The 13,494-nt window shown below is 55.3% G+C and carries 12 protein-coding genes; 6 read left to right on the top strand and 6 right to left on the bottom strand.

Annotation, left to right across the window (positions count from 1 at the left end):
- The first annotated feature begins 26 nt into the window (after positions 1-26).
- On the top strand, positions 27-1,118 hold the full coding sequence (locus ACCI51_RS10945; RefSeq protein ID WP_299582183.1) for a winged helix-turn-helix domain-containing protein: 1,092 nt from the start codon (positions 27-29) through the stop codon (positions 1,116-1,118).
- Here the strand turns inward: ACCI51_RS10945 and ACCI51_RS10940 are convergent.
- The 6 genes from ACCI51_RS10940 to ACCI51_RS10915 all read right to left on the bottom strand — a co-directional run bounded on the left by ACCI51_RS10940 (position 1,108) and on the right by ACCI51_RS10915 (position 8,252).
- Complete coding sequence (locus ACCI51_RS10940; RefSeq protein WP_371843578.1) at positions 1,108-1,767, bottom strand: DUF6515 family protein; 660 nt, start codon at positions 1,765-1,767, stop codon at positions 1,108-1,110. The two genes, ACCI51_RS10945 and ACCI51_RS10940, sit on opposite strands and share 11 nt — an antisense overlap.
- A gap of 110 nt (positions 1,768-1,877) precedes the next feature.
- A complete protein-coding gene (gene speB / locus ACCI51_RS10935; RefSeq protein ID WP_371843577.1) occupies positions 1,878-2,750 on the bottom strand; it encodes an agmatinase in 873 nt (290 codons plus the stop codon).
- A gap of 68 nt (positions 2,751-2,818) precedes the next feature.
- Positions 2,819-4,012 (bottom strand): carboxynorspermidine decarboxylase, encoded by a 1,194-nt coding sequence (gene nspC, locus ACCI51_RS10930; protein ID WP_371843576.1) that lies wholly within the window; start codon positions 4,010-4,012, stop codon positions 2,819-2,821.
- A 69-nt stretch (positions 4,013-4,081) separates the two neighbouring features.
- Positions 4,082-5,275 carry a saccharopine dehydrogenase family protein gene (locus tag ACCI51_RS10925; RefSeq protein ID WP_371843575.1) on the bottom strand — a complete coding sequence of 398 codons (1,194 nt, stop codon included), beginning with the start codon at positions 5,273-5,275 and terminating at the stop codon, positions 4,082-4,084.
- A gap of 69 nt (positions 5,276-5,344) precedes the next feature.
- Positions 5,345-7,267, bottom strand: a complete 1,923-nt coding sequence (speA, locus tag ACCI51_RS10920; protein WP_299582198.1) for a biosynthetic arginine decarboxylase — start codon at positions 7,265-7,267, stop codon at positions 5,345-5,347.
- A 226-nt stretch (positions 7,268-7,493) separates the two neighbouring features.
- Entirely contained in the window at positions 7,494-8,252 is a 759-nt protein-coding gene (locus ACCI51_RS10915) for a DUF6515 family protein (protein WP_371843574.1), read from the bottom strand.
- Positions 8,253-8,556: 304 nt separating this feature from the next.
- Between ACCI51_RS10915 and panC the strand changes: the two genes are divergently transcribed.
- From panC to ACCI51_RS10890, 5 genes are all read left to right on the top strand, one after another.
- Positions 8,557-9,405, top strand: a complete 849-nt coding sequence (panC, locus tag ACCI51_RS10910; RefSeq protein WP_371843573.1) for a pantoate--beta-alanine ligase — start codon at positions 8,557-8,559, stop codon at positions 9,403-9,405.
- A gap of 13 nt (positions 9,406-9,418) precedes the next feature.
- The gene (panD, locus tag ACCI51_RS10905) at positions 9,419-9,805 is read left to right on the top strand and encodes an aspartate 1-decarboxylase (RefSeq protein ID WP_371843572.1); all 387 of its coding nucleotides are present in this window, start codon (positions 9,419-9,421) and stop codon (positions 9,803-9,805) included.
- Positions 9,806-9,947: 142 nt separating this feature from the next.
- Positions 9,948-10,229: a hypothetical protein gene (locus ACCI51_RS10900; RefSeq protein WP_371843571.1), complete on the top strand. Its 282-nt coding sequence runs from the start codon at positions 9,948-9,950 to the stop codon at positions 10,227-10,229.
- 597 nt (positions 10,230-10,826) lie between these two features.
- Positions 10,827-12,764, top strand: a complete 1,938-nt coding sequence (gene acs, locus ACCI51_RS10895; protein WP_299582219.1) for an acetate--CoA ligase — start codon at positions 10,827-10,829, stop codon at positions 12,762-12,764.
- A gap of 140 nt (positions 12,765-12,904) precedes the next feature.
- The gene (locus ACCI51_RS10890; protein ID WP_299582222.1) at positions 12,905-13,327 is read left to right on the top strand and encodes a hypothetical protein; all 423 of its coding nucleotides are present in this window, start codon (positions 12,905-12,907) and stop codon (positions 13,325-13,327) included.
- The last annotated feature ends 167 nt before the right edge of the window (positions 13,328-13,494 follow it).

Genomic DNA, 13,494 nt, shown 5'->3' with positions numbered 1-13,494 from the left:
TGGCTGGACACAGGGAGAGTCGCACCTTGCTGTCAGAGCAGAAAATTCGCGCCCTGGTGCTGCAGCGCCAGTTTATCCACAGCCCCTGGACCGAGGGGCTCTCCGGGTTACTAGAGCATTTGGGCGCGCTGCAATTGGATGCCATCCAGCGTATTACCCGCGCCCACCACCACCAGCTGTTCAACCGACTACCGCACTACCGCGAGGTACATCTGGCCGAGGCGGAGCAGCGCCGTGAAATTTTTGAGTACTGGTCCCACGCCGCCGCCTACCTGCCCATGGCGCACTACCGCTACGCGCGTGTGCGCATGGAGCGTATCCGCGCCGGCCAGCGGCATTGGTACGAGAAAAATGCCAAGCTGTGTCGCTATGTGCTCGACCGGGTGTGTTCAGAGGGGCCGCTGCGCGCCAGCGATTTCGTACGGACCAAAAGCGGTTGGTGGGCGTGGTCCGACGAGAAGAAAGCCTTGGAACAGCTGTTTCACGAGGGTGAGCTCATGGTCAGCCACCGCGAGGGTTTCCAGAAAGTCTTTGATCTGCCCGAGCGAATATTGCCGGCAAAATTGCCTACCAGCGCTGCTTCAGAGCTCGACTACGGCTGTCACTTGGTGCGCACCTTTTTGGGGTGCCAGGGGATTGGTCGGGCTGAGGAAATTGCCTACTTGCGCCGCGAAGACAAGCCTTTGATACAGCGGGCTGTAGAGGCCATGCTGGCGAGTGGTGAGCTGTCCCCGCTGGGGAAGGAGCTGATATTGACCGAACAGCTGGAACAGGGGCCCGCTAGGGTATCGCGCAAAGTGCGCCTGCTATCGCCATTCGACCCGTTGATATTGCAGCGCAAGCGCCTGCGCCGACTGTTTGAGTTTGAGTACCAGTTGGAATGCTATGTACCCGCGGCCAAACGTCGCTATGGCTATTTTTGCCTGCCAATTTTATATGCAGACCGCTTTGTGGGACTGGTGGACTTAAAGGCCGATCGGGAGGTTGGGGTGTTGCGTATAGAGAGCCTGCATTGGACAGAAAAGCCCGGTACCTCGCTCGAAGCGAGCTTTCACCGGGCTCTTGGGCAGTTCGCCCGTTTTCACGGGCTGGAAAGCAAAGCGCGGCTTACAGCTTGACCACCACATAGACTTCGCGGCCATCGCGTTGGGTGGGCATAAAGTAATTGCCGCCATAGCGGTAGTACTGGATGCCGTTAATCATTTCAGCGGTGTAACCCGTTGGCAGAGTCTCCACTACTTGGCCGGGCTGGAAACCGTTGGGGCCAGGGTTCGGCGTCGCGGGAATGGTTGCCGGTGCCGGAGCTGGAACTGTGACAACTGGGGCTGGAGCGGGAACTACGGCCACCGGTGCGGGAGGCGCAACCACAACATAGGAGCGGTTGGCGGGTATCCACTGATAATAAGAGTCGGCGTATTGGTAGTAGGTCAAACCGCCCACCTGTACTGGCACAGCACTTGCTGGCAGAGTCACTACAGAGGCGCCCAGCGGCGCACTGACCACCACATAACCCCTGGGGCTGTGGCGATAGAAATGACCACCGTGATAATAATAGGGGCGTCCGCCAACGGCGACGCGCACATGCTCTCTGGGCAGTGTCGCGGCGATAAAGCCGATAGAAACACGGGGGCCGCGATAGTGTCCACGGTGGTGGTGGCGGTGATTGTCCCCACGTTCGTATCCACGCGCATCGGCAGATGGGCTAAAGGCAAAGGCCGCCAGTGCAATGAAGGCACCGGCGCCCAGAACTAGGTTCAGTTTATTCACAGTCTCTCCAGCGAAGTGATTACTCACACCTGCATACTAACCCTTATCCTGACAGCAAAGACAGGTGAATTGGTTAAGAATTGTCAAAGCGCTGGAGTGTGGAGGATTGGTCAGCGATTGCGCTGGATAATACCCATCAGCTTGTACATCAATTGTGCAGCGGCGAAGTCATAGGCGTGAAAGCCTTCAATCGGCGCAAATTCCAGCACGTCGAAGCCGATAATCTCTCTTTGCCGTGCAACAGATTCGAATAGATTGAGGGTCTGATACCAGCCCAGGCCTCCGGGTACTGGGGTGCCGGTGGACGGGAAGACCGAAGGGTCCATGCCGTCGATATCCAGGGTAAAGAAGACCTTTTTGGGGAAGTTATCCGGTAGCTGGAATTCCTGCACGTTGTTGGGCACCAGCTGGTGGGCATCCAGGAAGCCTACGTCATAGTCCTTGCGCGCCTGCATTTCCTCTTCGCAGTAGGCGCGGATACCCAGCTGGAACAGCGGCACGCCGGCCTCCACGACCAGGCGCATCACGCTGGCGTGGCTGTGTTTGTGGCCCTCGTAGCGATCGCGCAGATCGGCATGAGCATCAATTTGAACCACGCCGAAGTCGGTCTCCCCGGCGTCCAGCAATCCCTTGATAAGGCCCCAGGTCACCGAGTGTTCACCGCCGATACCTACCGGCATCTTACCCAGTGCCAATACCTCTTTGGTGGCTGCGGCGATATTGTCCATCACCTGTTCGGCGGGTGCCGATACCGTTACCGGTGGCCGGGTGTAGATACCCAGTTTGCAAGGTGAGGAAAAATTGTCATAGGTCTCCAGCTGCCAGGAGGCTTCGAGAATAGAGGCCGGACCCTTGCCGGTGCCGCCGCCATAGGAGACGGTTTCTTCATAGGGGATGGGAATGATATGGAAAAGAGCATCTTCCGGCTTGGGTTGCTCAATCTCGGAGCCGAGGAAGATGGGGTAATCGTTTTCTGGCTGCATCTGCATATCCTCTGGCGATGGGGCGCTTGCGCGGCCCGCCGCCCGTATCTGTCTGGGTTGGGTTGGACTCAGGAGAGACGATCCTTGAAGTCCTCGTAGCCGAAGCGTTTGATTATCTTCAGGTCGTCAGTATCCGAGTTCCACAGGGCGATGGCGGGCAGGGGGATGCCGTTGAAGGTGTTGGTTTTTACCATGGTGTAGTAGGCCATTTCCTCGAATACCAGGCGTTCCCCCACCTTGAGTGGATTGTGGAAACTGTACTCGCCGATGCTATCGCCGGCCAGGCAGCTCTGGCCGCCCAGGCGATAGGTGTGGGGCAGCTCGCCGGGGCGCGCGGCGCCGGTAATTTGCGGGCGGTAAGGCATTTCCAGTACATCCGGCATATGGCAGGTAGCGGAAGCGTCGAGAATGGCTTGGTTTTCGCCGTTCCAGGCGGTGTCCACCACTTCTGACACGAGAATGCCGGAGAATAGGGAGATAGCCTCGCCGGGCTCCAGGTAGACCTGCACATCGTATTTGCCGGCGAAAGCGCGCACGGCCTGGATCAGTTCTTCCACCTGGTAATCGCGGCGGGTAATGTGGTGGCCGCCACCGAAATTGATCCACTCCATCTGCGGAATCAGGTCGCCGAACTTCTCTTCCACCGCGGCGATGGTGCGCTGTAGCGGTTTGAAGTCCTGTTCACACAGGGTGTGGAAGTGCAGGCCACTGATGCCCTCGAGGGATTCGCCGGCAAACAGTGAGCGCACAATACCGAGGCGCGAGCAGGGTGCGCAGGGATCGTAGAGATCGGTGTGACCCTCGGAGTGCTCGGGGTTGATACGCAGGCCGAAGCGCAGCTCCGGGCGCTGCTTTTGCATCTCCAGGCACAGCGCCCGGTAGCGCTTCCACTGGGAGAAAGAGTTGAAAATCACATGCTGAGCGAATTGCAGAATCTCGCGTAATTCGTCTTCTTTATAGCCGGCGCTGAATACGTGTACTTCTTTGCCCTGATCGCGGCCGCCGTATTCCTCAAAGCCGAGTTTCGCCTCGAAGAGGCCGCTGGCGCAGGTGCCGGACAGGTACTCTGCGACGATATGACCGGTGCTGAACATGGAAAAGGCTTTGAGCGCCGCCAGCACCTTGGCACCAGAGCGCTTTTGCACATCGGCGAGTAGAGCGAGGTTGTCGCGCAGGGCCGTTTCGTCAACTACGAAACAGGGCGAGGGTACGCGGTAGGGGTCGAAGTGGCCGAAGTAGTCAACGCGGGGAGTGAGGTCCATGGGGGGCAATATATCCTGCTGCGCGGGATGGGCGCGGGGCCCATCCCGAGGGGTGGAAAAGTGCGGTGTTTACTGGAAGGGTTTATCCAGCCAGGTTTCCTGCCAAGGCAGGCCGTACTGGTTCAGATCGTCCATAAAGGGATCCGGATCCATCTGCTCCATATTCCACACACCCGGCTTCATCCACTTGCCTTCCAGCATCATCTTGGCGCCGATCATCGCGGGTACGCCGGTGGTGTAGGAGATCGCCTGGGACTGTACTTCTTGGTAACAATCCTGGTGATCGCAAGTGTTGTAGACGTAGTAGATCTTCTCTTCGCCGTCTTTGCTGCCGCGGATAATATTGCCGATGCAGGTCTTGCCTTTGGTTAGCGGGCCCAGGCTGGCGGGGTCCGGCAGCAGTTCTTTGAGGAACTGGATGGGGACAATCTGCTGGCCTTGGAATTCCACTGGCTCAATGCCGGTCATGCCGACGTTTTGCAGGACCTCCAGGTGCTTCAGGTAACTGTCGCCAAAGGTCATCCAGAAGCGTGCACGCTCGATTTCTGGGAAGTGCTTGGACAGGGATTCCAGCTCCTCGTGGTACAGCAGGTAGATATCCTTGTCGCCGATACCCTCGGGGAAGTTGAAGACGCGCTTTTCTTCCATGGGCTTGGTGGTGATCCACTGGCCGTTTTCCCAGTAGCGACCGTTGGCGGTGATCTCGCGGATATTGATTTCCGGGTTGAAGTTAGTGGCGAACGGCAGGCCGTGGTCACCGGCGTTACAGTCGAGAATATCCAGGGTGTGGATACGATCGAAGTGGTGTTTCTTGGCGTAGGCGGTAAATACGCTGGTGACACCGGGGTCGAAACCGCTGCCGAGCAGGGCCATCAGGCCGGCTTTCTCGAACTTCTCCTGGTAGGCCCACTGCCACTTGTACTCGAACTTGGCCTCTTCCGGCGGCTCGTAGTTGGCGGTGTCCAGGTAGTGCACGCCGGTTTCCAGGCAGGCATCCATGATGTGCAGATCCTGGTAGGGCAGGGCCACATTAATCACCAGGTCCGGCTTTACTTTCTCGATCAGCTTGACCAGCTCGGGTACGTTGTCCGCATCGACCTCGGCAGTATCGATTTTGCGCGGTAGCATTTCCGCAATTTTGTCGCACTTGCTCTTGGTGCGGCTGGCGAGGGTGATATGTTCAAATACTTCCTCAACCTGGGCGCACTTGTGTGCGACCACCTGGCCGACGCCGCCGGCGCCGATGATCAGTACGTTGGCCATAAAGATCTCCTTAGTCTGCGGCGTTGACCGCCGCTATCGTCTTAAAGGCGCTGGCGCCTAATTTTTAACTTATTTTTCAAAATAGGTGTAACCGCTCATGCTGGCGGTATAAGTGTGCAGTATTTGCTTGCGCTGGGCCGCGGTAATCAGCCCCTGCTTCACGGCGCGTTCCGCCAGTTGGCGGAAGCGCTCAAACAGCGCTTTAGGTTGGTATTCTACGTAACTCAATACATCGGAAATACTGTCGCCGTGAATTTCACGGCTGAAGTCGATACTGCCGTCTTCCTGTATGCGCACGCTCACCACATTGGTGTCGCCGAACAGGTTGTGCAGATCGCCGAGGGTCTCCTGGTAGGCGCCCACCAGGAAGGTGCCGAGAATATAGTCCTCGCCCTTTTTAAGTTCGTGAAGGGGCAGGGTCTTTTGTTCTTTTTCATGGCCGATAAAACGGTCGATCTTGCCGTCGCAGTCGCAGGTAATGTCGGCAATGATGGCGGAGCGGGTCGGCGCCTCGTCCAGGCGGTGGATCGGCAGTAGTGGGAACACCTGGTCGATAGCCCACATGTCCGGGATCGATTGGAATACGCTCACATTGGCGTAGTAGATATCCGAAAGGACCTCCGGCAGCGCCTGCAGATCCGCGGGTATGGCCTCGGCCTCATCCAGCAGTGCCCGAATTTCCTGAGCGCCCTGCAGGAACAGGTTTTCCGCATTGGCGCGCTCGCGCAGGCTCACCTGGCCGTGCAGGTACAGGGAGCGCAATTCGTCGCGGTAGTAGAGGGCATCGTTATAGCTTTCCTGCAGGTTTTTCGGGGTGATACTGCGCACCGCGTCCTGCAGGTTGAGCAACATCTGGTGGTCGCCATCACTGATCTTGGTGTGCTCCAGCTCTACCGGTTCGAAGCGGGTGGTGTCGAGCACATCGAATAAAAGTACCGAGGAGTAAGCCACGGTGGCGCGACCGGACTCGGTAATAATGACCGGGTGGGCCACGCCCTCGCTGTCGAGGGTGCCCATAATGGCTTCCACCACATCCACGCAATACTCGTCTAAAGAGTAGTTTTTCGAGTGAGTATAGTTGGTTTTGGTGCCGTCGTAGTCCACCGCCAAGCCACCACCCAGGTCCAGGTACCCCATGGGAGCGCCCTCCTCTACCAGGTCGGCGTAGTAACGGCAGGCTTCCAATACGCCTGTGCGGATATCGCGAATATTCGGCACCTGTGAGCCCAGGTGGTAGTGCAGCAGTTTGAGGCAGTCGAGCATATCGTGACTGCGCAGCTGGTCGACCATGGCGATCAGGTCATTACTGCCCAGGCCGAAAATACTGCGGTCGCCACTGGTTGCGTTCCAGTAGCCGCCGACTTTGGAGGCGAGCTTTACCCGCGCGCCGATATTGGGGCGCACCTGCTCGCGCTCGGCACAGCGAATAATGGTTTCCACCTCCGAGGGGGTCTCCACCACGAAGAAGATCTGTACACCCAGACGCTGGGCCTGTAGACCGAGGTTAATAAATTCCTCGTCCTTGTAGCCGTTACACACAATCAGGGATTCGGTGTTATCCAGAATGGAGAGTGCCGCGATGAGCTCGGCCTTGCTGCCTGCTTCCAGGCCATGATTAAAGCGTCGACCGGCACTGGCGATCTCTTCGATTACCTGGCACTGCTGGTTCACCTTTATGGGGAAAACCCCGCGAAACACGTTGCCGTAGCCGCAGTCGTCGATGGCGCGGGCAAAGGATTCATTGATGCGGGCGATCTGTTCGTCGAGCAGGTTCTCAATACGCAGTAACAGCGGCATGCCCAGGCCGCGCTCGGTGGCGCCGCGGGCGATTTCCATCAGGGATACGCTGTGGGATTTGCCGTTTGGGCCTTCTACCAGTACTGAGACTTCACCGTTTTCATTCAAGTCGAAATAGCCGGCGCCCCAGTTGCGGATGCCGTACAGTTCGGCTGAATCTTCGCAGGTCCAGTTTTTTACTTGTTGCTGTTTCATGGCGCCTTTCCGTTGATCTGTGGCGGGCGCGAATCTTGGGCCCAGCAGGGCTGGAAAGCAATAACTATAGATAAAAAAACGCTATTTTTTACCGGTTAAAAAACTAAATATTTATTCGGTTTTTTGTGGGTTTCCTCGCCCTTTCCGGCTATTGAGTTTTTGTTCAGATTTTAGCGAAGAAATAAAAAAGCGGTCCGAAGACCGCTGAAGCGAGGGGGGATAAGCGTTACAGCAGGCCGGGATTTGGCACCACCCGGTAGCCGCGTCGCGCCTGGTCCCACTGGTAGTAGGTGTCGTAGGCCACATAGTAGTTGTAGCCGCCGACAACCACAGTCAAGGCAGAAGCCGGTAAGCTGTGCACTATGGCGCCGTGGGGCGGCCGGGTTACCACATAGCCGTGGGACGCTGGGCGGTAAAAAATGCCTTCGCTGTAATAAAAACCTGCCGCGCCGATACTCACGCTGACAATATTTTGCGGTAGGTGACGCCAGCGGTAGCCGTAGCCGTAATGCGCCGGACGCCAGTGGGGTCGGTGCCCGCGGTGGCCGTGGCGATAGTGGGGGCGATGTACCGCGCGGTGTTCGTGCCGATGCCCCTTGCGGTGCCCGCGGTTGTAGCCTTTGGAATAGCCATCTTTATAGGCGTGGCGAACCTCACGACGGTGTTTGCGCTCTTGCCTGCGCTCTTCTCTACGCTCTTGCCGGCGCTCCTGCCTGCGCTCTTCTCTACGCTCTTGCCGGCGCTCCTGCCTGTGTTCTTCTCTGCGCTCTTGCTTGCGAAGCTGTCTTTCGTGCTCGCGGTTGTGGTGCTTTTTGTGGTGTTTATCGTGACCGCGCTCGAAGTGGCGCTGCTCGCGCTGAGCTCTTCCCTGCCCGTGTTGATCGTGGTCTATTGCACGCTGGTATCCCCGGTGTGCTTCGGAGAGAGCGGGGGTAGCTAGTAATAGCAGGCCCGCGGTGGCGATGGCAGTAGTGAGTTGTCTCATGGCAGCGCTCCCGAGCGCGGATGGCTCTTTGATATTGTTTAAGGGCTTTGTCTATGTTGGCGGGCAGTTTGCCTTGGCGGGCATGAACACTTCCTGAACTCTTTGCGGCGATGGTTCGTGCTGGAAATGTGCCGTGCGGAAGTGATGGGGGTGACCGGCAATCCGGTGTGTGGGTGACCCCTGTGGGCTGCCGCCGGCCTAGACTGCCGGGGGAAAACCAGGCGATAGTGGCAGTTTCACTATGTTGAGACACCAGGTCTCAGCGAGTATGATGCCGCGCTGATTCATAGTGAGCGGTAGAGCAATGCAAGTCTTCCACCACGTAGTAAGCCTGCGCGAAGCGCTGGCCCAGGCCCGCAAAGACGGCAAGTCGGTCGGCTTTGTGCCTACCATGGGCAATCTGCACGATGCCCATATCGAACTGGTTAAGTTGGCCCAGCAACATTGTGACTTGGTAGTGGTCTCGATTTTCGTCAACCGCCTGCAGTTTGGTTTGAATGAGGACTGGGACAAATACCCGCGCACTATGGAGCGTGATATCGCTAAATTGCGAGAAGCGGACTGTGATTTCCTGTTCCACCCGGACGAAAGTGAGATCTACCCCAATGGTATGGACCAGCAGACCCGTGTAGTTTGCCCTGCCATGACAGATGTACTCTGTGGTGCCAGTCGCCCAGGGCACTTCGAAGGGGTCACTACGGTGGTCTCCAAGCTGTTTAATATTGTACAGCCGGACAAGGCGATATTCGGTATTAAGGATTTCCAACAGCTGGCGGTAATACGCCGTATGGTGGAAGACCTGTGTATGCCGGTGGAAATCATTGCAGCACCTGTGCACCGCGAAGACGATGGCCTGGCCATGAGCTCGCGCAATGGTTACATCAGTGCGGGCGAGCGGCCTAAAGTGGCAGTGCTTAATCAGTCGCTGAACTGGGTCAAGGATGAGATCCTAGCGGGGCGTAGGGATTTTTCCGATTTGGAAAAAGAGGCGCGCCGACGCATTGAGGGCAGCGGTTTTCGTGTCGACTACTTTTCCATCTGCTACAGCAGGGACTTGCAGCCGGCCGCCGATGATGACAAGCAAATTACGATCCTCGGAGCGATGTACACCAGTGCTGCTCGCCTGATCGACAACGTATCCCTGGAACTCTGAGGGGCATCCAACCATGCAAATTGAAATGTTGAAGTGCAAACTGCATATGGCCGCGGTGACCCAGGCCGAACTTTGGTATGACGGCTCCTGCGCAATTGACGAGGATCTGGTAGAGCTGGCGGGGCTGCGCGAATTCGAGAAAATCGATATTTATAACGTGAGTAACGGCGAGCGCTTTCACACTTATGTGATCCTTGCTGAGCGCGGTTCCGGCATTATTTCTATGAACGGCGCCGCTGCCCGCAGAGTCCAGGTTGGCGATCGTATTATTATTGCGTCCTATGCCCAGATGACCGAGGAGCAGGCCGATAGCCACAAGCCCAAGCTGGTGTATCTGGATGAGAAAAACCAGGTAGAGCGCAGCACGAATACGATTCCGGTGCAGCTAGCCGAAGCGTAATGCTTTCTTAGCTGGGTGGGCAAATTAGCTCGCCCAGTCGATCTACTTTATTCTACTGTATTACCCTCGACAAATCTGGTAGATGTTTTTCCATTTGTAAAACTATTCCTACAGTTTTAGCTATTAAAAGGTTATTGCATAGGTGGATGCAGAAAAGAAAAACCAGTTTCCTAAAGCAATTGGATTGAGCTTGTTTATTGTTGGTTCAGTGATCTCAGCAATTCCGCTATTTATACTGCAGGATGTGATGGCTCTATGGGGTGTGCTTTTTTCGATGTTAGGGGTTTTTATTATTTTACCCACGTTTTCTTTAATTGTAGGTGGGGTTTTTAAGTTGAGGGATCGTAGTTTCAATCTATGGTATGCGTATTTTTGGGGGGTTGCTATAGCAATTTTTCTCTCTGTTAAGAGATTGTTTTCCTGAGCTGCTTTTCATGGATGAATGGATTTTTTTCAGGTATGTGTTTCAAGCAGGAGATCTTGGTAAGGTGAAGCTTAGCTTTTTTACATGGTCAGAATGTTTTAGTTAATTTCCTAAAGAGAATTCAGCAAGTTCGTTAGTTTTTTGTTGGGGTTTAAATCGCGAGTATAGAAACATGCATGTTGGGTTTCTTGATAATACAGTTTCTTTAGGCCCTTGGGATACGTGTAAGGTGGCCAAAGGGGTAAAGCAAAAACAAAAAGCTGAACGGAACGGGTGATTTTTTTGGTTGAACCCAGAGGGGCTTCCAATGCCGGAGATTCCGGCGGTGAATTGACTGCGTAGAATAATATTTGGAACTCTACTCGACGATCTTCGACTGTTAATTTCTTTCATTTATGATCTTTTCTTTCGGCCAGCCTGGATAGAGGGCGGGTGTGCAAAGTACCCAACTCGGAGTCGCCCTTTGCAATTTTCCAATTCTGCCGTGAGGTGGGGATTGTTTCGCGGTAGCAATGCTATAAAGTGATACGAATACAGTTCGAACAAGCTCAGATTTCTCTAGGCCATCATGCCAAGCTAATAATAAAGGAGAAGAAGATGTCAGAAGTGCATACCCGTCCCATACCTGCTGAGTTTGCCGCCAATGCCCTGATTGGCGCAGAAGATTACGAGAGGATGTATCATCAGTCGGTGCAAAATCCGGAGGCTTTCTGGGCGCAACAAGCAAAGGATTTCCTACAGTGGGAAAAACCCTTTACCCAGGTGCTGGAAGAGGATATGCACCGAGGGCATTCGGCCTGGTTTGCTGATGGTCAGCTCAATGTCACGGTGAACTGTATCGATCGCCACCTGGCTAGCCGAAGTGATCAAACGGCCATTTTATGGGAGGGGGACGACCCGGCGGATAGCGTGGCAATTACCTACCGCACCCTGTACGACAATGTATGTCGCCTGGGAAATCTGCTGAAATCCCGCGGGGTTAAAAAAGGGGATCGCGTTTGTATTTATATGCCTATGATTCCCGAGGCGGCCTACGCCATGCTGGCCTGCGCTCGTATTGGCGCGGTGCACTCGGTGGTGTTCGGTGGTTTCTCGCCAAGTGCCCTGAAGGACCGTATTCTCGATTCCGATTGTCATCTGGTTATTACAGCGGATGAGGCGGTTCGCGGTGGCAAACATATTCCTCTGAAAGCCAATGTGGATCAGGCCCTATCCGAATGTCCCAATGTGCATACAACCATTGTGGTAAAGCATATCGGCGCGCCGGTAGATTGGAATAGCAAGCGGGATATCTGGTATGCGGAATCCATCGCAGAGATGGATAGCGCATGCGCACCGGAAGTTATCAATGCGGAAGACCCGCTATTTATCCTGTACACCTCTGGTTCCACCGGAAAACCCAAGGGGGTGCTGCACACCACCGCCGGTTATTTGCTGATGGCCACCATGAGCTTCAAGTATGTATTTGATTACCGCGAGGGAGAGGTTTTTTGGTGCACCGCCGATGTCGGTTGGATTACCGGCCACAGCTATATTGTCTACGGCCCCCTTGCGGCCGGAGCTACCAGCTTGATGTTTGAGGGTGTCCCGACCTACCCGGATGCCTCGCGTTTCTGGCAAGTTGTGGATAAGCACAGGGTTAACAGTTTCTACACCGCCCCCACGGCGATTCGTGCCCTTATGGGCGCGGGCGATGAATTTGTGACGAGCACAGAGCGCAGTTCTCTGAGGTTACTGGGCACTGTGGGAGAACCGATCAACCCCGAGGCGTGGGAGTGGTACTTCAAGGTGGTCGGGCAGGAGCGCTGCCCCATTGTGGACACCTGGTGGCAGACGGAAACCGGCGCCCATATGATTACCCCTTTGCCGGGTGCGGTGGCACTCAAGCCGGGCTCAGCCACAAAACCTTTCTTTGGTGTACAGCCGGTATTACTGGATGGCGATGGTCGGGAAATTGATGGTCCGGGAGAGGGTGCCCTGGCCATAAAAAGAAGCTGGCCATCGATGATTCGCGATGTCTACGGCGATCGCCAGCGGATGATCGACACCTATTTCTCCACCTATCCCGGTTACTATTTTACCGGCGATGGGGCGCGCAGAGATGCCGATGGTTATTTCTGGATCACCGGGCGTATCGACGATGTGTTGAATGTTTCAGGCCACCGCCTGGGCACAGCCGAAATTGAAAGTGCCCTGGTTCTGCATTCGGATACCGCCGAGGCCGCCGTAGTAGGTTATCCCCACGATATTAAAGGGCAGGGCATTTATGCGTTTGTCACCCTGAAGTCGGGGCACCAACCCAGTGAAGCACTGCTGCGGGAATTAACCGCGCTCTGTGCCAGCGAGATTGGCCCTATAGCCAAGCCGGATAGGATTCAGTGGGCTCCTGGTCTGCCGAAAACCCGCTCGGGCAAAATCATGCGGCGTATCCTGCGCAAAATCGCCTGTAACGACCTGGATAATCTCGGCGATACTTCCACCCTGGCCGATCCCACTGTGGTTGACGATCTGCTGGCACATCGCGAAAATCGCTGACCTGAATTTAGCGAACAACCACTACTACCACGGAAAATTGCTGTTGGTATGGAGAAAAAGCCGGGCTCAGCCCGGCTTTTTTACTCGTGGCGGAAGAGCGGTTTGGCTATTTTCAGGCCTATTTTATCGAATTAAGGAGAATGAATTTGGAGCAGGGACGGTACCTTTGTGAGCACTATCGATTTGCCGCAGATCAGCGCCTCAAGGTGATTAATTTTTTTGTGATACTCACCATGTTTGTGGAGGGGGGGATTTTTACTGCGATGGAGAAAAATTTTCATCCTTTGATTCTCGCCCTGCTCGGTGGCTCTGTGGTGATTCTTGTAACCGTATTCTGGTTAATGGATATCCGCAGCCGGCAGTTGCTTAGGTTGGCGGTTCCGGCATTAAAAAATCTGGAGCAGGACTACCCCGAGGAGGCCAGGATTTTTTCCAATGATGCTATTCAGCGGGGCGGTGTGGCCCGCTATACCTTTGCCTATCGCGTGCTTTTGGTCGGCCAGCTTATTTTTGGGTTTGGCGTGGCGGCTTATGGATTACATCACTGGTATTTCCTGCCCTAATTTTGCCGGCATTGATGTAGTAACCCGGCAATGGATGTTGTGGGGTTGCTGAAGTTTTTTGTGTCTCTCAGTGCTTATTCGCGCGGTAAAGCCCGTCACGACTTCAGCTCAGTCAAAGCTGAATCCATCCCCCTGAGCTATCTTGCAGACTGGCGGTGAAGCCACCA

The sequence above is a fragment of the Microbulbifer echini genome (genome assembly GCF_041447225.1).
GTDB lineage: Bacteria > Pseudomonadota > Gammaproteobacteria > Pseudomonadales > Cellvibrionaceae > Microbulbifer > Microbulbifer echini.
This window is presented reverse-complemented; position numbering and strand designations above follow the sequence as displayed.

Bases quoted from the DNA above. Each gene is read 5' to 3' on its own strand.
- panC (WP_371843573.1), top strand. From the start codon at position 8,557: ATGCAAGTCTTCCACCACGTAGTAAGCCTGCGCGAAGCGCTGGCCCAG.
- ACCI51_RS10915 (WP_371843574.1), bottom strand. From the start codon at position 8,252: ATGAGACAACTCACTACTGCCATCGCCACCGCGGGCCTGCTATTACTA.
- nspC (WP_371843576.1), bottom strand. From the start codon at position 4,012: ATGGACCTCACTCCCCGCGTTGACTACTTCGGCCACTTCGACCCCTAC.
- panD (WP_371843572.1), top strand. From the start codon at position 9,419: ATGCAAATTGAAATGTTGAAGTGCAAACTGCATATGGCCGCGGTGACC.
- speB (WP_371843577.1), bottom strand. From the start codon at position 2,750: ATGCAGCCAGAAAACGATTACCCCATCTTCCTCGGCTCCGAGATTGAG.
- ACCI51_RS10925 (WP_371843575.1), bottom strand. From the start codon at position 5,275: ATGGCCAACGTACTGATCATCGGCGCCGGCGGCGTCGGCCAGGTGGTC.
- speA (WP_299582198.1), bottom strand. From the start codon at position 7,267: ATGAAACAGCAACAAGTAAAAAACTGGACCTGCGAAGATTCAGCCGAA.
- acs (WP_299582219.1), top strand. From the start codon at position 10,827: ATGTCAGAAGTGCATACCCGTCCCATACCTGCTGAGTTTGCCGCCAAT.
- ACCI51_RS10890 (WP_299582222.1), top strand. From the start codon at position 12,905: ATGAATTTGGAGCAGGGACGGTACCTTTGTGAGCACTATCGATTTGCC.